Annotated in this window: 31 protein-coding genes; 1 reads left to right on the top strand and 30 read right to left on the bottom strand. The window is 66.0% G+C overall.

Going from position 1 to position 18467, the window contains the following annotated elements; genetic code table 11:
- Nucleotides 1–70: 70 nt before the first annotated feature.
- The 3 genes from rpsK to D9601_RS03095 form a co-directional block, all read right to left on the bottom strand.
- Nucleotides 71–460 carry a 30S ribosomal protein S11 gene (rpsK, locus tag D9601_RS03105; RefSeq protein WP_007405180.1) on the bottom strand — a complete coding sequence of 130 codons (390 nt, stop codon included), beginning with the start codon at nucleotides 458–460 and terminating at the stop codon, nucleotides 71–73.
- A 92-nt stretch (nucleotides 461–552) separates the two neighbouring features.
- Nucleotides 553–921 carry a 30S ribosomal protein S13 gene (gene rpsM / locus D9601_RS03100; RefSeq protein ID WP_198352455.1) on the bottom strand — a complete coding sequence of 123 codons (369 nt, stop codon included), beginning with the start codon at nucleotides 919–921 and terminating at the stop codon, nucleotides 553–555.
- A gap of 173 nt (nucleotides 922–1094) precedes the next feature.
- Nucleotides 1095–1337 carry a hypothetical protein gene (locus D9601_RS03095; RefSeq protein WP_198352454.1) on the bottom strand — a complete coding sequence of 81 codons (243 nt, stop codon included), beginning with the start codon at nucleotides 1335–1337 and terminating at the stop codon, nucleotides 1095–1097.
- Nucleotides 1338–1479: 142 nt separating this feature from the next.
- Here D9601_RS03095 and D9601_RS03090 point away from each other — a divergent pair, with 142 nt between their 5' ends.
- Complete coding sequence (locus tag D9601_RS03090; protein WP_198352453.1) at nucleotides 1480–1626, top strand: hypothetical protein; 147 nt, start codon at nucleotides 1480–1482, stop codon at nucleotides 1624–1626.
- A 173-nt stretch (nucleotides 1627–1799) separates the two neighbouring features.
- On the opposite strand, the gene D9601_RS03085 is transcribed toward D9601_RS03090, so the two are convergent.
- The 27 genes from D9601_RS03085 to tuf all read right to left on the bottom strand — a co-directional run bounded on the left by D9601_RS03085 (nucleotide 1800) and on the right by tuf (nucleotide 18404).
- The gene (locus tag D9601_RS03085; protein WP_198352452.1) at nucleotides 1800–2000 is read right to left on the bottom strand and encodes a hypothetical protein; all 201 of its coding nucleotides are present in this window, start codon (nucleotides 1998–2000) and stop codon (nucleotides 1800–1802) included.
- Nucleotides 2001–2140: 140 nt separating this feature from the next.
- Nucleotides 2141–3496 carry a sensor histidine kinase gene (locus D9601_RS03080; RefSeq protein ID WP_232473923.1) on the bottom strand — a complete coding sequence of 452 codons (1356 nt, stop codon included), beginning with the start codon at nucleotides 3494–3496 and terminating at the stop codon, nucleotides 2141–2143.
- Nucleotides 3497–3575: 79 nt separating this feature from the next.
- A complete protein-coding gene (locus tag D9601_RS03075) occupies nucleotides 3576–4265 on the bottom strand; it encodes a response regulator transcription factor (RefSeq protein WP_198352451.1) in 690 nt (229 codons plus the stop codon).
- Between the two features lie 255 nt (nucleotides 4266–4520).
- Entirely contained in the window at nucleotides 4521–5171 is a 651-nt protein-coding gene (locus D9601_RS03070; RefSeq protein WP_198352450.1) for an adenylate kinase, read from the bottom strand.
- A 31-nt stretch (nucleotides 5172–5202) separates the two neighbouring features.
- Nucleotides 5203–6567 carry a preprotein translocase subunit SecY gene (gene secY / locus D9601_RS03065; protein WP_198352449.1) on the bottom strand — a complete coding sequence of 455 codons (1365 nt, stop codon included), beginning with the start codon at nucleotides 6565–6567 and terminating at the stop codon, nucleotides 5203–5205.
- Between the two features lie 257 nt (nucleotides 6568–6824).
- On the bottom strand, nucleotides 6825–7367 hold the full coding sequence (rplO, locus tag D9601_RS03060) for a 50S ribosomal protein L15 (RefSeq protein ID WP_198352448.1): 543 nt from the start codon (nucleotides 7365–7367) through the stop codon (nucleotides 6825–6827).
- A gap of 126 nt (nucleotides 7368–7493) precedes the next feature.
- Nucleotides 7494–7670: a 50S ribosomal protein L30 gene (gene rpmD, locus D9601_RS03055; RefSeq protein ID WP_115377306.1), complete on the bottom strand. Its 177-nt coding sequence runs from the start codon at nucleotides 7668–7670 to the stop codon at nucleotides 7494–7496.
- A 6-nt stretch (nucleotides 7671–7676) separates the two neighbouring features.
- Nucleotides 7677–8429, bottom strand: coding sequence for a 30S ribosomal protein S5 (gene rpsE / locus D9601_RS03050; RefSeq protein WP_232473790.1), 753 nt, complete (start codon nucleotides 8427–8429; stop codon nucleotides 7677–7679).
- 2 nt (nucleotides 8430–8431) lie between these two features.
- Nucleotides 8432–8788 carry a 50S ribosomal protein L18 gene (gene rplR / locus D9601_RS03045; protein ID WP_198352447.1) on the bottom strand — a complete coding sequence of 119 codons (357 nt, stop codon included), beginning with the start codon at nucleotides 8786–8788 and terminating at the stop codon, nucleotides 8432–8434.
- On the bottom strand, nucleotides 8788–9321 hold the full coding sequence (gene rplF, locus D9601_RS03040) for a 50S ribosomal protein L6 (RefSeq protein WP_198352446.1): 534 nt from the start codon (nucleotides 9319–9321) through the stop codon (nucleotides 8788–8790). The genes rplR and rplF overlap by 1 nt, the downstream gene beginning before the upstream one ends.
- Entirely contained in the window at nucleotides 9321–9716 is a 396-nt protein-coding gene (gene rpsH / locus D9601_RS03035; protein ID WP_198352445.1) for a 30S ribosomal protein S8, read from the bottom strand. The genes rplF and rpsH overlap by 1 nt, the downstream gene beginning before the upstream one ends.
- A gap of 10 nt (nucleotides 9717–9726) precedes the next feature.
- Nucleotides 9727–10032 carry a 30S ribosomal protein S14 gene (gene rpsN, locus D9601_RS03030; protein ID WP_198352444.1) on the bottom strand — a complete coding sequence of 102 codons (306 nt, stop codon included), beginning with the start codon at nucleotides 10030–10032 and terminating at the stop codon, nucleotides 9727–9729.
- Nucleotides 10033–10158: 126 nt separating this feature from the next.
- Entirely contained in the window at nucleotides 10159–10743 is a 585-nt protein-coding gene (gene rplE / locus D9601_RS03025) for a 50S ribosomal protein L5 (RefSeq protein WP_198352443.1), read from the bottom strand.
- On the bottom strand, nucleotides 10736–11053 hold the full coding sequence (gene rplX / locus D9601_RS03020) for a 50S ribosomal protein L24 (RefSeq protein ID WP_198352442.1): 318 nt from the start codon (nucleotides 11051–11053) through the stop codon (nucleotides 10736–10738). Before rplX ends, rplE begins: the two co-directional genes overlap by 8 nt.
- Nucleotides 11053–11421: a 50S ribosomal protein L14 gene (rplN, locus tag D9601_RS03015; RefSeq protein ID WP_184059266.1), complete on the bottom strand. Its 369-nt coding sequence runs from the start codon at nucleotides 11419–11421 to the stop codon at nucleotides 11053–11055. Before rplN ends, rplX begins: the two co-directional genes overlap by 1 nt.
- Before the next feature lie 185 nt (nucleotides 11422–11606).
- Complete coding sequence (gene rpsQ, locus D9601_RS03010) at nucleotides 11607–11879, bottom strand: 30S ribosomal protein S17 (protein WP_198352441.1); 273 nt, start codon at nucleotides 11877–11879, stop codon at nucleotides 11607–11609.
- Nucleotides 11880–11892: 13 nt separating this feature from the next.
- A complete protein-coding gene (gene rpmC / locus D9601_RS03005) occupies nucleotides 11893–12096 on the bottom strand; it encodes a 50S ribosomal protein L29 (RefSeq protein WP_198352440.1) in 204 nt (67 codons plus the stop codon).
- On the bottom strand, nucleotides 12096–12530 hold the full coding sequence (gene rplP / locus D9601_RS03000; protein ID WP_198352439.1) for a 50S ribosomal protein L16: 435 nt from the start codon (nucleotides 12528–12530) through the stop codon (nucleotides 12096–12098). Before rplP ends, rpmC begins: the two co-directional genes overlap by 1 nt.
- A 12-nt stretch (nucleotides 12531–12542) precedes the next feature.
- Nucleotides 12543–13250 (bottom strand): 30S ribosomal protein S3, encoded by a 708-nt coding sequence (rpsC, locus tag D9601_RS02995; RefSeq protein WP_198352438.1) that lies wholly within the window; start codon nucleotides 13248–13250, stop codon nucleotides 12543–12545.
- Nucleotides 13250–13627: a 50S ribosomal protein L22 gene (gene rplV, locus D9601_RS02990; RefSeq protein WP_115377318.1), complete on the bottom strand. Its 378-nt coding sequence runs from the start codon at nucleotides 13625–13627 to the stop codon at nucleotides 13250–13252. Before rplV ends, rpsC begins: the two co-directional genes overlap by 1 nt.
- On the bottom strand, nucleotides 13627–13902 hold the full coding sequence (rpsS, locus tag D9601_RS02985; RefSeq protein ID WP_198352437.1) for a 30S ribosomal protein S19: 276 nt from the start codon (nucleotides 13900–13902) through the stop codon (nucleotides 13627–13629). Before rpsS ends, rplV begins: the two co-directional genes overlap by 1 nt.
- A 3-nt stretch (nucleotides 13903–13905) precedes the next feature.
- Nucleotides 13906–14742 carry a 50S ribosomal protein L2 gene (rplB, locus tag D9601_RS02980; protein ID WP_198352436.1) on the bottom strand — a complete coding sequence of 279 codons (837 nt, stop codon included), beginning with the start codon at nucleotides 14740–14742 and terminating at the stop codon, nucleotides 13906–13908.
- A 5-nt stretch (nucleotides 14743–14747) separates the two neighbouring features.
- Nucleotides 14748–15059 carry a 50S ribosomal protein L23 gene (locus D9601_RS02975; protein ID WP_198352435.1) on the bottom strand — a complete coding sequence of 104 codons (312 nt, stop codon included), beginning with the start codon at nucleotides 15057–15059 and terminating at the stop codon, nucleotides 14748–14750.
- Complete coding sequence (rplD, locus tag D9601_RS02970; protein WP_198352434.1) at nucleotides 15052–15678, bottom strand: 50S ribosomal protein L4; 627 nt, start codon at nucleotides 15676–15678, stop codon at nucleotides 15052–15054. The genes D9601_RS02975 and rplD overlap by 8 nt, the downstream gene beginning before the upstream one ends.
- Before the next feature lie 3 nt (nucleotides 15679–15681).
- On the bottom strand, nucleotides 15682–16419 hold the full coding sequence (gene rplC / locus D9601_RS02965) for a 50S ribosomal protein L3 (protein ID WP_198352433.1): 738 nt from the start codon (nucleotides 16417–16419) through the stop codon (nucleotides 15682–15684).
- A gap of 214 nt (nucleotides 16420–16633) precedes the next feature.
- Nucleotides 16634–16942 carry a 30S ribosomal protein S10 gene (gene rpsJ, locus D9601_RS02960; protein ID WP_007406109.1) on the bottom strand — a complete coding sequence of 103 codons (309 nt, stop codon included), beginning with the start codon at nucleotides 16940–16942 and terminating at the stop codon, nucleotides 16634–16636.
- Between the two features lie 265 nt (nucleotides 16943–17207).
- Nucleotides 17208–18404 (bottom strand): elongation factor Tu, encoded by a 1197-nt coding sequence (gene tuf, locus D9601_RS02955; protein ID WP_198352432.1) that lies wholly within the window; start codon nucleotides 18402–18404, stop codon nucleotides 17208–17210.
- Between the last annotated feature and the right edge of the window lie 63 nt (nucleotides 18405–18467).

Below are 18467 nucleotides of genomic sequence, written 5' to 3'. Positions count from 1 at the left end.
GCCGGAACGGGGGCGGTTCCAGCCGGGAAAGAGACGCACCGACTCGTCAGCCGGCGCGTGGAGCGCCTGATTAGACGCGGCGACGCTTCGACGGGCGCACGCCATTGTGCGGGATCGACGTCACGTCGCGGATCGAGGTGATCTGGAAACCGACCGCCTGCAGCGCACGCAGCGCCGACTCGCGACCCGAACCCGGGCCCTTGACCTCGACTTCGAGGGTGCGGACGCCGTGTTCGGCGGCCTTCTTGCCGGCGTCCTCGGCTGCAACCTGCGCTGCATAAGGGGTCGACTTACGGCTGCCCTTGAAGCCCATCATGCCGGCGGACGACCACGAGATGGCATTGCCCTGCGCGTCGGTGATGGTGATCATGGTGTTGTTGAAGCTGGCGTTCACGTGCGCGACGCCGGCGGTGATGTTCTTGCGCTCGCGACGGCGAATGCGCTGCGGTTCACGTGCCATTGTTGGTAATCCTGACCTGAATCTCTGATGCGGAAGCCGCGGCGGCTGTCAGCCTCCAGCCTGCCTCCGGCGGAGAAGTAAGCGCCCCGCGCTTACTTCTTCTTGCCCGCGATCGGCTTCGCCTTGCCCTTGCGGGTGCGCGCGTTGGTGTGCGTGCGCTGGCCGCGGACCGGCAGGCCCTTACGGTGACGCAGGCCGCGGTAGCAGGCTAGGTCCATCAGGCGCTTGATGTTCATCGCGGTCTCGCGACGAAGATCACCCTCGACCGTGTGGTCGGCGTCGATCGTCTCACGGATCTGCAGCACTTCCTGATCGCTCAGGTCCTGCACACGACGCTCCGCGGCGATGTTCAGCTTGCCGGTGATTTCCTTCGCCTTAGCCGGGCCGATGCCGTGGATATAGGTCAGCGCGATCACCACGCGCTTGTTGGTCGGGAGATTGACACCCGCGATACGTGCCATGAAACGTTTCTCCTTGCTCCACAGGGGTCGGCATGGCCGCACGGCCCCCATCTCGTCGCATTACATCCGAACCGCCACCGACCCTGATACGCACGCGCGCGGCGCGCGCCAGACAGCGCCGCCGGGACCGGTGTTTCGGAAGGACAGGCAGGTAGGCGCGCGCAAACGTCGTGTCAAGCGATCGGTTCCGCTGCGCGCAGCTTCGTAAGCCCCTGCCACCAGCGGCGTAGCGCGATCGCAGTCCATAAGAGTTCCACCGCGCCGAACGGCCAAGCGCCCTGCAGGAAGCCGTAGCAGGAACTGAGCAAGCATCCGAAGGCGAAGCCCAGCGTCCACCAGGGCGAACGCGCCTCCATCAGATAACAAAGCAGCATGAAGAGAATGGCGAACAGGCCGAAGAGCGACAGCGGATCCATGACGCCCGACGTGGCGCCGCCACCCCGCGACGGCAAGGCCCGCTGCCGCCCAGGATCGTCTGGAAGGGCCCCTCCCTGCCGCATTAACCATTCTTTAGCCGGGTGGCGGCAGAAAAGGCACGTTCACCGAATGAGAAGCCGCATGTCCGACTCGCTTGTCGCCAGCCGTCGTATTGCCACCAAGATGCAGTCGCCGCTGCCGGCGCAGACCGGTCCGTGGCGCGCACCCGATTTGGTCGAACTGATCGCGCGGATCGATGCCGCGCTGGAAACCCGTCGCGCCGCCTGAGCGCTGCGCCCAGGGCCGTCCGGTATTATGGGCGCAAGACCGCGCCGCCACACCTTAAGTCGCCTACAGGCAGCGCGAAGACCACGTCGCACTGGCGCTCTTACGCAACGCGCGTCGCGTGAATCGGAATGCGCCGCCGTCCGCCGCTCAGCGGCACCGACGGTCGCGCCCGATCATTGCAGAACGATCGTGCCGGGTGCGGTCAACGCCATCAGCAGCAGCATCGCCGACAGGCCGGCCGACAGGCCGCACAGCACATAACCGATATATTCGAGCATCGGGGGATTGGCCCGTTGCAGCCGGCGGTTGCGCGACGCCCCCTGCAACACGAAACTGGTCAGCATCCCATAAGTGAAAACGATCGCGCCGAGCATGATGCCCCTTCTTCCCGCTAACGGTCCAAAGCCCCCGCGGCCCCCCGGCCGCACTGTCGCCCAAAGCCTAATCACGGCGCACTGACAAACGGTTAACTGCCAATCGCCCGGAAAGTACGACCAAATCCGGTGACGCCGGGTCAGCGTGGCAAAACGATGCGCGCGATCAGCCCCGGGGCGTTGTCGGCGAGTTCGAACCGGCCGTTGTGCAGTCGCGCCACCGCTTCGATCAGCGCCATGCCCAATCCGGCGCCCGGCGTCGTCCGCGCCGCGTCGAGCCGCCCGAACCGCTTCAGCGCCTGGGCGCGGTCTCGCTCCGCAATGCCACCGCCGCGGTCCTCGACCTGGATCGCGATCTGCGTTGCATCGCCGCTCAGGCGCAGCACCAATTGCCGCCCCGCGGCGGCGTGCTTCAAGGCATTGTCGATCAGGTTGGTGATCGCCTGGCTGAGCAATTCCCGGTGCAGCGGCATGGCTGGCGGCTCGGCATCGATCGTCACGGTGAACGCCCAGCCTGCCTCCTCGGCGACCGGGCCGTACAGATCGGCGATCTCCTCGATCAGTTCGAGCGGCTCGACCAGGCTGAAGCGATCGCGCGAGACCGATTCGGAACGGCTGATCTCGATGACCATGGTCAGCATCCGCATCACCAGATCGGTCTCGACCAGCAAGCCGCCCAGCGCCGCCTCGCGTTGCGCCGGATCGGCGATCAGCACCGCCTGTTCCGTCTTGGTGCGCAGCCGGGCGAGCGGCGACCGCAGATCGTGCGCCATGCTGTCGGTGACGACGCGCAGTTCGACCATGACGCGTTCCAGCTTCTGGAGCATGCGGTTGAGCTGTTCGGCCAGCCGGTCGAAGCCGTCGCCATGGCCGCCGCCCACCGGCACGCGGCGGGACAGGTCGCCCTCCCCCGCCGCTTCGATCACCGCCGCGATCCGGCCAAGCCGCGTGCCGACATATTGCGCCAAAACCAGACCCGCACCGATGCCGAGCAACAGCGACAGCAGGATGGCGACCACCAGCGCCCGCTCGATCGCTCGCTGTTCCGCCTGCACGAGGTCGAGGCTGCGCCCGACGATCAGCCAATCGTCGCCGACCCGGTGCAGCGCATAGCCGACGTCGCTGGTCGTGTCCGATCCGTCGAGGTCGGCGACGCGGAAGGTGGCGGCCGCGAGCGGGACGGCGAGCCGGGCCGGACCATAGCCGAACACCCGCCGCGACCGGGCGTCGAAGACCGCCAGCAGCAGGGAGGTGTCGCCGGGGGCGCGGCCGTCGCCGATCGCCTCCCGCACCGCCGCCATGCCGCCGGTGCGGTAGAGCGCCCGCATCGCATCGGACTTCTCGATCGTCTCGCGCCGCACTGTGCCGATCGCGGCATCGTGCGTCTGCTTCCAGACGAAGCCGACCAGGACGAGATTGGAGACAACCGCCAGCGCGATGGACAGCAGGGCGATACGTGCGGTGACCGACAGTCGCATGCCGTGGCCGAAGGTCATCGTCACACCCCAGCCGACATCGACGCCGAGACCGTCATCCGATCGGCCAGCACGCGGCGATCGTCATCAGCCCGCGCGATCAGTCCGCCGCCAGCCGGTAGCCGGCACCGCGCACGGTATGCAGGATCGGCGACCCGAAGCCGTCCTCCAGCTTGCGACGCAGCCGCCCGATATGCACGTCGACCACGTTGGAGCCGGGATCGAAATGGTAGTTCCAGATCTTCTCCAGCATCATCGTTCGCGTCACCACCTGTCCGGCGTGGCGAGCGAGGAATTCGAGCAGATTGAATTCGCGCGCGCCGAGCGGGATCGTGCGGCCCGCCCGTGTGACATGCCGGGCGAGCAGGTCGATCTCGAGGTCGCCGACCGCCAGCCGCGTGCGCGTCGGTTCGGCTGCGGCGCGATCGGTGCGACGGACGAGCGCTTCGATCCGCGCCGACAGTTCGGCGAAGGAGAAGGGCTTGCAGAGATAGTCGTCCGCACCGGCCTTGAGTCCATCGACCCGGTCGTCGACGGCGGCGAGCGCGGACAGAACCAGCACCGGCGTCGCGATGCCGGCGGCGCGGATCGCGCTCACCATCGACAGTCCGTCGATGCCCGGCAGCATGCGGTCGGCGATGACCAGGTCGAAGATGCCTTCGCTCGCCAGGAACAGCCCGTCGCGGCCATCGTGCGCCGTCTCGACGGTATAGCCGGCTTCCGACAGTCCCTTGGCCAGATAAGCGGAGGTCGAGCTGTCATCTTCGACGATCAGGATCTTCCGGGTCACGCGTCCTTCCCCTCGTGCCGCAACCTATGACGGGAAAGGCCGGCGGAAAGCAACTCTCCGCCGGCCCCCCACGGCACCCCCGGGAGTGTCGGGCACCGATCCTGTCGAAACTGCGTCGGCCGGAACGGCCTAGTTCCGACCTCTAGCCGGAAATGCCTGCCATCGCGATGAAATCAATATGAAAAAGGTGTCATGTTCGCGTCACAGCCGGCCCGCGACCGACCCCGCCGGTGCGTGCCGGAAGCGGTCGCAGGCTCAGCCGCGACCGTCGAGGATCGTGTCGATCGCCTGCGCGACATGGTCGATGTCGGCCATGCCGTTGACGCGATGGACCAGCCCGCGGCTTTCGTAGATCGGCAGGATCGGCGCCGTCTTGGCGCGATATTCGGCCATGCGCGTGCGCACGGTTTCCGCATTGTCGTCCGGCCGGCGCTTGAATTCGGTCGATCCGCAGACGTCGCAGACGCCCGCCACCTTGGGCAGCTTGAACCGGTCGTGATAGCCAGTGCCGCACACCGCGCAGGTGTAGCGCCCCTCGACGCGTTCGATCAGGGCCGCCTCGTCGACCTCCAGTTCGATGACGAAGTCGAGCGTCTGGTCGCGCTCGTCGAGAAGGCCGTCGAGCGACGCCGCCTGCGCCGCGGTCCGCGGATAGCCGTCGAAGATCGCGCCGCCACCGATGCCCTGATCGAGCCGCTCGCCGATCAGCGCCGAGACGATCTCGTCCGAGACGAGCTGGCCGGCGTCCATCACCGCCTTCGCCTGCTGGCCGACCGGCGAGCCCGCCTTGACCGCGGCGCGCAGCATGTCGCCGGTCGACAGCTGCACCATGCCGCGGGTCGTCATCAGCCGCTGCGCCTGGGTGCCCTTGCCCGCCCCCGGCGGCCCGAGAAGGATGATGTTCACGCGTTGATCCCCTTTTCCGTCGATGACCCGCTCAGCGCAGGCGTCCGCCCTTCAGCTTCGCCTTCTTGATCAGGTCGCCATATTGGTGGGCGAGCAGGTGGCTCTGGATCTGCGTCACCGTGTCCATCGTCACGTTGACGACGATGAGCAGGCTGGTGCCGCCAAGGTAGAAGGGAATCGACAAGGCCGAAACGAGATATTCGGGGAGGAGGCAGATGATGACCAGATAGGCGGCACCGATCACGGTGATGCGCGTCAGGACATAATCGAAATAGGTCTCGGTGTTCTTGCCCGGCCGGATGCCGGGGATGAAGCCGCCGTAGCGCTTCAGATTGTCCGCAGTCTCTTCCGGATTGAAGACGACGGCGGTGTAGAAGAACGAAAAGAAGATGATGCCGGCGGCGTAGAGCGCCATGTACACCGGGCTGCCGTGCTGCAGATACTGGTTGAGGGTGATGATGAAGTCACCCCATCTGCTCTCGCCCGCGACGTGCTGGCCGGCGAACTGGCTGATCGTCAGCGGCATCAGCAGCAGCGACGAGGCGAAGATCGGCGGGATCACGCCCGCGGTGTTGAGCTTAAGCGGCAGATGGCTGCGATCCGCCTGCATGCCGCGCTGCGTCTGGCGCTTGGGATATTGGATCAGGATGCGGCGCTGCGCCCGCTCCATGAAGCAGATGAACAGCACCAGGAAGACGACCGCGGCGATGATGCCGATCAGGCGCACCGCATCGATCGACCCCGACCGCCCGCCCTCGAGCAAATTGACCAATGTGGTCGGCAGATGGGCGACGATGCCGGCCATGATGATCAGGCTGGTGCCGTTGCCGATGCCGCGGCTGGTGATCTGCTCGCCCAGCCACATCAGGAACATGGTGCCGCCGATCAGCGAGATGACCGCCGCGATGCGGAAGGTCATGCCCGGCTCGATCACCGCCTGCACGCCCTGGCTGGCGCCGAACGCCTCCAGGCCGACGGCGATGAAATAGCCCTGCACCGCGGTCAGCGCGACCGTGCCGTAGCGGGTATATTGGTTGAGCTTCTTGCGCCCCGATTCGCCTTCCTTCTTGATCGCGGCGAGCTGCGGCGACAGCGAGGTCGCGAGCTGCACGACGATCGAGGCGGTGATGTACGGCATCACGCCCAGCGCGATCAGCGACATGCGGGTCAGCGCGCCGCCCGAGAAGGTGTTGAAGAAGTCGAGCACACCGCCGCTGGTCCGCTGCGACAGCTGGCCGAGCACCGTCGGGTCGATACCCGGCAGCGGCACGTAGCTGAGCAGGCGGAAGACGATCAGCGCGCCGATCGTAAACCAAAGCCGCTTCTTGAGGTCGGTGGCCTGGGCGAACTTCGCCAGGCTGATGCTTTGCGCCATCTGGTCGGCTGCGGATGCCATGCGTGTCGGTGTCCTGGAAACAGAAACGGCGGGTAAGCGTGTGTCCGCCCCCGCCGCTCATATAGGCGCTTGATGCGCCTTGTCTAATGCCCGGCGTTGTCCTTGCCTGCAGGCAGGCATGCCGTCGCTCCCATCCGTCACCCCGGACTTGTTCCGGGGTCCACCGTTCCGCATGCGCCGCGACCGACGCTCAGGAGGACGGGTGGATGCCGGAACACGTCCGGCATGACGAAGGAAGAACGACGGCGGGAAGCAGGTCAGGCCTTGAACGACGCCTTCTTTTCCTGGCGCGCCTTGTACTGCACGCCCTTCTTGGCGGCAGCCTTCTCCGACGCCGGAACGATCGTCGGCACGTCGACCGAGCCGCCGGCCTTCTCGATCATCTCGCGCGCCGAGGCGGAGACGCCGGCGACGGTGAACGCCAGCTTGGCGGTCAGGTCCCCCTTGCCGAGCAGGCGGACGCCATCCTTGCCGCCACGCACCAGACCGGCCGCCTTCAGCGCCGCCTGGTCGATCGTGCCCTCGGCCTTAAGCTTGCCCGAATCGATCGCCTTCTGGATCGCGCCGGTGTTCACCGTCGCATAATCCTTGGCGAAGATGTTGTTGAAGCCGCGCTTCGGCAGACGCATGTGGAGCGGCATCTGGCCGCCCTCGAAGCCAGCGATGCTGACGCCCTCGCGGCTCTTCTGACCCTTGACGCCGCGGCCGCCGGTCTTGCCCTTGCCCGAGCCGATGCCGCGGCCGACGCGGATCTTGGACTTGCGGGCACCCTGGTTGTCGCGGAGTTCGTTGAGCTTCATGATATGCACTCGCTTTCGCTTTTGTCGCGCTCCCGGCGACTAGGCCGGGTGGTGGAAAAATCGGAAAAAGGAAGGGGGCCGGTTAGCCCCCTTCCCCGTATTTGTCACTAGGTCGGGTACGGGTGTTTAGCCCTGAACCTCAACCATGTGCTGGACCTTGCGGATCATGCCGCGGACCTCGGGGGTATCCTCGAGCTCCGACACCTTGTGCATCTTGTTGAGGCCAAGGCCGACCAGCGTCGCGCGCTGGTCCTTGGTGCGGCGGATCGGCGAACCGGTCTGCTTGATCTTGATCGTCGCCATCGTGCGTTACTCCGTGACGGCCGCGGCTTCGGCCTCGGCGACGCCCTTGTCGGCACCACCGCGACCGAGCAGGTCGGCGATCTTCTTGCCACGACGCTGAGCGACCGCCTTCGGCGAAGTCTGGTCGGTCAGCGCCTCGAAGGTGGCGCGGATCATGTTGTACGGGTTCGAGGTCCCGATCGACTTGGTCACCACGTCGGCGACGCCCAGGCTCTCGAAAATGGCGCGCATCGGGCCACCCGCGATGATTCCGGTGCCCTGCGGCGCCGAGCGGACGGTGACGCGGCCGGCACCGAAGTGGCCGTTGCCGTCATGGTGCAGGGTACGACCCTCGCGCAGCGGCACGCGGACCATCGCCTTCTTCGCCGAAGCGGTCGCCTTGGAAATGGCTTCCGGCACTTCGCGCGCCTTGCCATGACCGAAGCCGACCCGGCCCTTGCCGTCGCCGACGACGACCAGCGCCGCGAAGCCGAAGCGCTTACCGCCCTTCACCGTCTTCGAGACGCGGTTGATGTGGACCAGCTTCTCGATCAGCTCTTCGCCGCCATCGTCCTGACCGCCACGACGGTCGTCGCGACGACCGCGGTTGCCGTCACGGCCGCCACGATTGCCGCCCGGACCACCCGGACCGCGACCGCCGCCACGGCCGCCACGCGGACCGCGACCGCCGCCCGGACTGCCGAAGCCGCCCTGGCCCTGCTGCGCGTCCTGCGGCGCGCCTTCAGCCGCTGCGGGCTGCACGTTGTTGTCGTCAGCCATCTTTAGAACTCCAGTCCGGCTTCACGAGCCGCTTCGGCGAGCGCCTTGACGCGGCCGTGGAACAGGAAGCCACCGCGGTCGAACACGACCTGCGTGACACCGGCCGCCTTCGCCGCTTCCGCGACGCGCTTGCCGACCTCGGTCGCCGCAGCGACGTTGGCGCCCGACGTGTCGCGCGCACCCTTTTCCAGCGTCGAGGCCGAGGCGACGGTCTTGCCCGCCTCGTCGTCGATCACCTGGGCATAGATGTGCTTGCCGGAACGATGCACCGACAGCCGCGCACGGCCACCGGCGCGCGCCTTCAGCGCGGTACGATTGCGCCGACGGCGCTTCTCGAACAGAGAGAGACCCTTGGTCATTACTTCTTCTTCCCTTCCTTGCGGAAGATGAACTCGCCGTCGTACTTGATGCCCTTGCCCTTGTACGGCTCCGGCTTGCGCCAGCGACGGATCTCGGCGGCCAGCTGGCCGACCTTCTGCTTGTCCGAACCGCTGATCTCGACGGTGGTGGCGTCCGGCGTCTTCACCTCGATGCCTTCCGGCACGTCGATGTTGACGTCGTGGCTGTAGCCGAGCTGCAGCTTCAGGGTCTTGCCCTGCGCCGCGGCGCGGTAGCCGACGCCGGTGATGACCAGCTTCTTCGAGAAGCCGGTGGTGACGCCGGTCACCAGGTTCTGCACCAGCGTGCGCTGCATGCCCCAGAAGGCGCGGGCGCGCTTGGTGTCGTTCGCCGGCTGCACGCCGATGGCATCCGACTGGACGTCATAGGCGATCTCGTCGGCGAGCGGCATCGACAGGGTGCCCTTGGGCCCCTTCACGCTCAGCACCTTGTCGGCGACGGTTGCGGTCACGCCCGCGGGAATCGCGACGGACTTCTTACCGATGCGGCTCATCAGAACACCTCCGCCAGCACTTCGCCGCCGACGTTCTGCTCGCGCGCTTCCGCGTCCGAGAGAACACCGCGCGGTGTCGACACGATGGTGATGCCCAGGCCGTTGCGCACGCGCGGCAGGTCCTGCGCGCCCGAATAGATGCGACGGCCGGGCTTCGAGACGCGCGCGACGTGCTTGATCGCCGGCTGACCCTCGAAATACTTCAGCTCGACGCGGATGCCGGCCGCGGGGCCCATCTGCTCTTCGCTGTAGCCACGGATATAGCCTTCGCGCTGCAGAACGTCGAGCACGCGGACGCGCAGCTTCGACGCCGGCGTCAGGACGGAGTCCTTGCGCGCGCGCTGGCCATTGCGGATGCGGGTGAGCAGGTCACCCAGGGGATCGGTCACTGCCATGATCTAATCCTTACCAGCTCGACTTCGTGAGGCCGGGGATCATGCCCTTGTTGGCAAGATCGCGCAGCATGACGCGAGCAAGACGGAACTTGCGGTAATAAGCGCGGGGACGGCCGGTGATCTCGCAACGGTTGCGGATCCGGGTCGGGTTCGCGTTGCGCGGCAGTTCCGCCATCTTGAGGCGGGCGATCAGGCGCTCGCTTTCGTCCAGGCTCTCATCGTTAGCCTGGGCCTTCAGCTTCGCATATTTGCCGGCATATTGCTTCACCAGCTTCTTGCGACGCTCGTTCTTGTTGATCGAACTCAGTTTCGCCATGGACTTAAGCTCTTCCTATGTAACTCCCCTCCCGCTTGCGGGAGGGGTCGGGGGAGGGAAGGACCGACACGAGCCACGCTCGCTGAGCCCCTCCCCTAGCCCCTCCCGCAAGCGGGAGGGGAACCCTTATGCCGCCTTCTTCTCTTCAGCGGCCTCGGGCTGCGGGAACGGGAAGCCGAACAGACGGAGCAGCTCGCGCGCCTCGTCGTCGGTCTTCGCCGTGGTGGTGACGATCACGTCCATGCCACGCACCTTGTCGACGCGGTCATAGCTGATCTCGGGGAAAATGATCTGCTCCTTGATGCCGCAGGCATAGTTGCCGCGACCGTCAAAGCTCTTCGGGTTCAGACCACGGAAGTCGCGCACGCGGGGCAGCGCGATGGTGATGAAGCGGTCGAGGAACTCGTACATGCGCTCGCGGCGAAGGGTGACCTTCACGCCGATCGGCATGCCTTCACGCAGCTTGAACTGCGCGATCGACTTCTTCGCCTTGGTGATCACCGGCTTCTGGCCAGCGATCAGCTCCATCTCGGACGCGGCCTGGTCGACGCGCTTCTTGTCCTGGGTCGCCTCGCCGACGCCCATGTTGAGCACGATCTTCTCGATCCGCGGGATCTCGTTGACGTTCTTGTACCCGAACTTCTCGACCATCGCCTTGACGATCGTGTCCTCGTAGATCCCCTTCATCCGGGGCTTGTAGGCATCAGCCATCGATCTTCTCCCCGGACTTCACGGCCACGCGGACCTTCTTGCCATCCTGCATCTCGAAACGGACGCGGGTCGGCTTGCCGTCGGCGGTCACGTGCGCGACCTTCGAGATGTGCAGCGGCGCTTCGACGCGCTCCAGGCCACCCTGCGGGTTCGCCTGGGTCGGCTTGCGGTGGCGGGTCGCGACGTTGACGCCGCCGACGACGACCTTGCCGTCCTTCGGCATCGCCTGGGTCACGGTGCCGGTCTTGCCCTTGTCCTTGCCGGACAGGACGATGACCTGGTCACCCTTCTTGATCTTCGCGGCGGCCATTACAGCACCTCGGGAGCGAGAGAGATGATCTTCATGTGCTTCTTGCCACGCAGCTCGCGCACCACCGGGCCGAAGATACGGGTGCCGATCGGCTCCTCGTTCTTGTTGACCAGGACGGCAGCGTTGCTGTCGAAGCGGATGGTCGAGCCATCGGCACGGTGGATGTCCTTGGCGGTGCGGACGATGACGGCGCGGTGCACGTCACCCTTCTTCACGCGACCGCGCGGCTGCGCTTCCTTGATGCTGACGACGATGATGTCGCCGACCGATGCCGTGCGACGCTTCGAGCCGCCCAGCACCTTGATGCACTGCACCCGCTTCGCGCCGCTGTTGTCAGCGACGTCGAGATTGGACTGCATCTGGATCATCGATCCTGCTTCCTTCTCTTCTTGGGCTGGATTCCGACCCAGCCCGGCCTAAAAAAAACGACCCCGGCGGCGGGCGAACCCGCGCCAGGGGGAGCGGCCCCATAGCCGCCCCGGTGGCAGAGGGCAAGCCCCCTGCCCGCCGACCATCATCGGGTCATCCCGGTCGATGCCGGGACGACGGCCGATTACGCGTCGACGTCGACCCGTTCCGGCGTCGCATGGGTGTTCACCCGATCGAGCACCTTCCAGGTCTTGAGCTTCGACATCGGCGCGATCTCTTCGATGCGCACGGTCTCGCCCTGCTTGTACTCATTCGCCTCGTCATGGGCGTGATACTTCTTCGAACGGCGGATGATCTTGCCGTAGAGCGGGTGCTTCACCTTACGCTCGACGTTCACCACCACCGTCTTGTCGCCCTTGTCGGAGACGATCAGCCCGGTCAGCACGCGCTTCGGCATGTGCCTTGGTCCTTTACTTGGCGGCCGAAGCGCTGGTGCGCTTGGCCTGCAGGGTCTTGATCCGCGCGATGTCGCGGCGGACTTCCTTCACGCGGCTCGGCTTCTCGAGCTGGTTGGTCGCCGCCTGGAAGCGCAGGTTGAACTGCTCGCGCTTCAGGTTGCCCAGGCTCTCGACGAGCTGGTCGTCGCTCTGGCCGTTGAAATCGGTCTTGGCCATTACTCGCCTCCGAGGTGCGAGGTGTCGCCCAGGCGGGCAACGACCTTGGTCTTGATGGGGAGCTTCATCGCGGCGCGCTCGAACGCCTCCGCGGCGATCTTGCCTTCGACGCCGTCGAGCTCGAACAGGATACGGCCCGGCTTGACGCGCGCCGCCCAATATTCGGGCGAGCCCTTGCCCGAGCCCATGCGGACTTCGGCAGGCTTGGTCGACACCGGCACGTCCGGGAACACGCGGATCCACAAACGCCCCTGGCGCTTGATGTGACGCGTGATCGCGCGGCGGGCCGCCTCGATCTGGCGGGCGGTGATCCGCTCCGGCTCCATGGCCTTCAGGCCATAGGCGCCGAAGTTCAGCGTGGTGCCGCCCTTCGCATCGCCGTGGATGCGGCCCTTGAAGGCCTTGCGGAACTTGGTGCGCTTTGGTTGCAGCATCTCTTCTCGTCCTTAACGGCGGTCGTCGCGCGCCGGGCGGACGCCGGAGGTCTGAGCCTCCATCATCAGCCGGTCGGTCGCCATCGGGTCGTGACCCAGGATCTCGCCCTTGAACACCCAGACCTTGACGCCGCAGACGCCGTAGGACGTGTGCGCTTCGGCCTCGGCATAATCGATGTTCGCGCGGAGCGTGTGCAGCGGCACGCGGCCCTCACGATAGCTCTCGGTGCGCGCGATCTCGGCGCCGCCCAGACGGCCGCCGCACTGCACGCGGATACCCTCGGCACCCAGACGCAGCGCCGACTGCACCGCGCGCTTCATGGCGCGGCGGAACGCGATACGACGCTCCAGCTGGTCGGCGATGCCCTGCGCGACGAGACGCGCATCGACTTCCGGCTTGCGGATCTCGACGATGTTCAGTGACACGTCCGAGCTGGTCATCGCGCCGAGCGTCTTGCGCAGCTTCTCGATGTCCGAGCCCTTCTTGCCGATGATGACACCGGGACGGGCGGCGAAAATCGAGATGCGGCACAGCTTGGCCGGACGCTCGATCACCACCTTGGAGATCGCCGCCTGCGGCAGCGTCTTCATGATGTACTGACGGATCTTGAGATCCTCCAGCAGCAGCCGGCCATAGTCATGGCCTTCCGCGAACCAGCGGCTGTCCCAGGTGCGGTTGATCTGCAGGCGCAGACCGATCGGGTTGCTCTTCTGACCCATTATGCTTCTTCCTGCTCGCGCACGACGATGCGCAGACGGCTGAACGGCTTCAGGATGCGCGTCGACTTGCCGCGGCCACGCGTGGCGAAGCGCTTCATGGTGATCGACTTGCCGACCGACGCCTCGGCGACGACGAGCGCGTCGACGTCGAGGTTGTGGTTGTTCTCGGCATTGGCGATCGCCGAAGCGAGCACCTTGCGCGCGTCCACCGCCATCGCCTTCTTCGAGAAGGCGAGGATGTTGAGCGCGTCGCCGGCCTTCTTGCCGCGGATCAGGCCCGCAACCAGGTTCAGCTTCTGCGCCGACCCACGGATCTGGGTGCCGACGGACAGGGCCGACTTGTCGTCGACCTTGCGGGGGGACTGAGGCTTGCTCATCAGCGCTTGCCCTTCTTGTCAGCCGCGTGACCCGGGAAATAGCGGGTCGGCGCGAACTCGCCGAGCTTCATGCCGACCATGTCCTCGTTGACCGAGACGGGCACGAACTTGCGGCCGTTGTAGACCGAGAACGTCAGACCGACGAACTGCGGCAGGATGGTGGAGCGACGCGACCAGGTCTTGATCGGCGCACGGCCACCGGCATCCTGCGCGGCTTCGGCCTTCTTGAGCAGGCTCAGTTCGACGAACGGGCCCTTCCAAACAGAACGAGCCATCTATCAGCCCTTCTTCTTCGCGTGACGGCTGCGGATGATCATCTTGTCCGTCGCCTTGTTGTGACGGGTGCGCGCACCCTTCGTCGGCTTGCCCCACGGGGTGACCGGATGACGGCCGCCCGAGGTCCGGCCTTCACCACCGCCGTGCGGGTGGTCGACCGGGTTCTTGGCGACGCCGCGGGTCAGCGGGCGCTTACCCATCCAGCGCGAACGCCCGGCCTTGCCGAGGTTCTGGTTCTGGTTGTCCGGATTGGACACCGCACCGACCGTCGCCATGCACTCGCCGTGGATGTAGCGCTGCTCGCCCGAGTTCAGGCGAACGATCACCATGCCGCGATCGCGGCCGACGACCTGCACATAGGTGCCGGCTGAACGGGCGATCTGGCCACCCTTCATCGGCTTCATCTCCACGTTGTGGACGATGGTGCCGACCGGCATCTGGCCCAGCTCCATGGCGTTGCCCGGCTTCACGTCGGTCTTCTTGCCCGCGACGACCTTGTCGCCGGGCGCGAGACGCTGCGGCGCCAGGATGTAGGCCAGCTCGTCGTCGGCATACTTGACCAGCGCGATGAACGCGGTGCGGTTCGGATCGTACTCGAGCCGCTCGACCGTGCCCTCGACGTCCCACTTACGACGCTTGAAGTCGACGTAGCGGTACTTCTGCTTGTGACCGCCCGCGATGCCGCGGCTGGTCACATGGCCCTTGTTGTTGCGGCCACCGGTCTTGCGCTTGCCTTCGGTCAGCGCCTTGACCGGCTTGCCCTTGTAGAGCGCCGACTTGTCGACGAGGATGAGGCCGCGGCGGGCCGGGCTCGTCGGGTTGTAATGCTTAAGTGCCATGGCCCTTAGATCCCCGTCGTCACGTCGATGGACTGGCCATCCTTGAGGGTGACGATCGCCTTCTTCATGTCCGAACGCTGGTAGGGAGCACCCTTCCAACGCTTGGTCTTGCCCTTCTGGACGATCGTGTTGACGCCGGTCACGGTGACGTCGAACAGAGCTTCGACGGCAGCCTTGATCTGCGGCTTGGTCGCGTCGTTGGCGACCTTGAACACGACGGCGTTCTGCTCGCTGAGCAGGGTCGCCTTCTCGGTGATGTGCGGCGCGACGATCACGTCATAATGACGGTTGTCGACGGCCTTCTGCTGCTTAGCCATTGAAGCGGGCCTCCAGCTTTTCGACCGCGGCGCGGGTCAGCACCAGCGTGTCAGCCTTCAGGATGTCATAGACGTTGGCACCGATCGCCGGGAGGACGTTGACCTCGCGGAGGTTGCCGGCGGCGAGCGCGAAGCTGGTCTCGACGGCGTCGCCATCGATGACGAGCGCGGTCTTGCCGAAGCCGAGCTTGGCCAGATCGCCCTTCAGCGTCTTGGTCTTGTTGCCGTCGACCACCAGGCTGTCCATGACGATCAGCGAGCCGGCCTTGGCATGGCTCGACAGCGCCATCTTCAGACCCAGCGCGCGGATCTTCTTGTTCAGCGACGGATTGAAGTCGCGAACGCGGGCACCGTGAGCCTTACCACCGCCGATGAAGACGGGAGCGCGACGATCGCCGTGACGGGCGACACCGCCGCCCTTCTGGCGACCCAGCTTCTTGCCCGAGCGGGCGACATCGGCACGCTCGCGGGTACCGCGCGCGGTGGCGCGACGCTTTTCCAGCTGCCAGGTGACGACGCGATGCAGGACGTCAGCGCGCGGATCGAGGCCGAAGACCTCGTCGTTGAGCTCGACATCCGCCGCGGCGGAACCGGCGAAGGACTTGACTGCGACCTTCACTTCTTAGCCCTCCTGGCCAGCGGTGGCTTCCGGAGCGGGCTCGGCAGAAGCGACATTGTTGTTTGCGGCGCTCTTCAGCCCGGCAGGCATCGGCGCATCGGCGTGACGGGCGACCTTGACCGCGTCCTTGACGAACAGCCAGCCGCCCTTCGAGCCGGGGACCGAGCCCTTGACGAAGATCAGGCCGCGCTCGACGTCGGTGCCGACGATCTCGAGGTTCTGCTGGGTGCGGTTCTTGTCGCCCATGTGGCCGGCCATCTTCTTGTTCTTGAAGACGCGACCCGGGTCCTGGCGGTTACCGGTCGAACCGTGCGAGCGGTGCGACACCGACACGCCGTGCGTCGCGCGCAGACCGCCGAAGTTCCAGCGCTTCATCGCGCCGGCGAAACCCTTACCCTGGGTACGACCCTGGATGTCGACCAGCTGGCCGGCAACGAAGTGGTCGGCCGACAGTTCGGCGCCGACGTCGAGGAGATTGTCCTCGGTGACGCGGAATTCGGCGACCACCGCCTTCGGCTCGACCTCGGCCTTGCCGAAGTGGCCGCGCTGCGGCTTGGCGACATTCTTGGCCTTGGCGACGCCTGCGCCAAGCTGGACGGCGGTGTAGCCGTCGGTATTCATCTCGCGGCGGGCGATGACCTGCAGGCCTTCGAGTTGCAGGACGGTGACCGGCACGTGGCGGCCGTCATCCTGGAACAGGCGGGTCATCCCCATCTTCTTCGCGATCACGCCGGTGCGCATGATCCACACTCCTCACAGAGGCACGCCCGAACCATTCGGACGTGCGTGTCGACCCGGAAATGCGAAGCGTGCCCCCGTCCCGGGCCGGTTGTCCTCACAGCAATATGCTCAAGAACATGACGGGAGACGCTGCCCTGACTGCCGAAGCGGTCAGCGGTATCTCAAATGCCATCGCGCCGCGGGACCGGAGTCGACCGCAGCGCGTGGGCAGCCCTTACGCGAGCTTGATCTCGACGTCAACGCCGGCGGCGAGGTCGAGCTTCATCAGCGCGTCGACCGTCTGCGGGGTCGGCTGCACGATGTCGAGCATGCGCTTGTAGGTGCGCACCTCGAACTGCTCGCGCGACTTCTTGTCGATGTGCGGGCCGCGGTTGACGGTGAACTTCTCGATGCGGGTCGGCAGCGGAATCGGGCCGCGGATGAGCGCGCCGGTGCGACGCGCGGTGTCGGCGATGTCGCCGGTCGCCTGGTCGAGAACGCGATGGTCGAACGCCTTGAGGCGGATGCGGATGTTGCTGTCCATGATCCCTACCGATGCTACTTGAGCACGACCCCGACCGTCACCCCGACACCCTGTCTGGGGTCGGGGGCTCGCGCCGCAGGCCGCAGGCCGGCGGGATGAGATCCCGGGGCGACGCCCGGGACGACGAGAAAGAGCCGTCACTCGAAAACTGAAGGGGCGCCCTTACAGGCGCTCCTATAAAAAGGCAATCGCCCGGCACCCCTTTTTGGGGGTACCGGGCGAAAAACCTTGCGATGTCGCCGGCGCGCGAAGCGCCGGAAACGTCTTACTTGTCGATCGAGCTCACGACGCCCGCGCCGACGGTACGACCGCCCTCACGGATGGTGAAGCGCTGGCCGACGTCCATCGCGATCGGCGCGATCAGCTTGATGCCGAGGGCGATGTTGTCGCCCGGCATCACCATCTCGGTGCCCTCGGGCAGCTCGACGGTGCCGGTCACGTCCGTGGTGCGGAAGTAGAACTGCGGACGATAGTTGGCGAAGAACGGCGTGTGACGGCCACCCTCGTCCTTCGACAGCACGTACACTTCCGACTTGAAGTCGGTGTGCGGCTTGATCGAGCCGGGCTTGCAGAGCACCTGGCCACGCTCGACTTCGTCACGAGCGACGCCACGGATCAGCGCGCCGACGTTGTCGCCGGCCTGGCCCTGGTCGAGCAGCTTGCGGAACATCTCGACGCCGGTGACGGTGGTCTTGCGGACCTCCGGGTGGATGCCGACGATCTCGACTTCCTCACCGACCTTGATGATGCCGGTCTCGACGCGGCCGGTGACGACCGTACCGCGACCCGAGATCGAGAACACGTCTTCGATCGGCATCATGAACGGCTTGTCGAGCGGACGCTCCGGCTGCGGGATGTACTCGTCGACCGCCTTCATCAGCTCCATCACCGCGTCGGTGCCGAGCTTCTGGTTCGAACCCGACAGCGCGCAGGTCGCCGAGCCCTTGATGATCGGAATGTCGTCGCCCGGGAACTCGTACGAGCTCAGCAGCTCGCGGACTTCCAGCTCGACCAGCTCGAGGATTTCCTCGTCGTCGACCAGGTCGACCTTGTTCATGAACACGACCATCGCCGGCACGCCGACCTGACGGGCGAGCAGGATGTGCTCGCGGGTCTGCGGCATCGGGCCGTCGGTCGCCGACACGACCAGGATCGCGCCGTCCATCTGGGCGGCACCGGTGATCATGTTCTTGACGTAGTCGGCGTGACCCGGGCAGTCGACGTGCGCATAGTGACGGTTCGCGGTCTCGTACTCGACGTGCGCGGTCGAGATGGTGATGCCGCGCTCACGCTCTTCCGGCGCCTTGTCGATGTTGGCGAAGTCGACCGCCGCGTTGCCGGCGACGTTTTCCGCCAGCACCTTGGTGATCGCCGCGGTCAGCGAGGTCTTGCCATGGTCGACATGACCGATGGTGCCGATGTTCAGGTGCGGCTTGGTCCGCTCAAACTTAGCCTTAGCCATTGATTCCCTACCTTCTGGATTTCCACTTGAGCCGCACTGAGGACTCGCCGTGAAGGCGGCCCC

The sequence above is a fragment of the Sphingomonas sp. MA1305 genome, from assembly GCF_016107325.1.
In the GTDB taxonomy this organism is placed as follows: domain Bacteria; phylum Pseudomonadota; class Alphaproteobacteria; order Sphingomonadales; family Sphingomonadaceae; genus Sphingomonas.
This window is presented reverse-complemented; position numbering and strand designations above follow the sequence as displayed.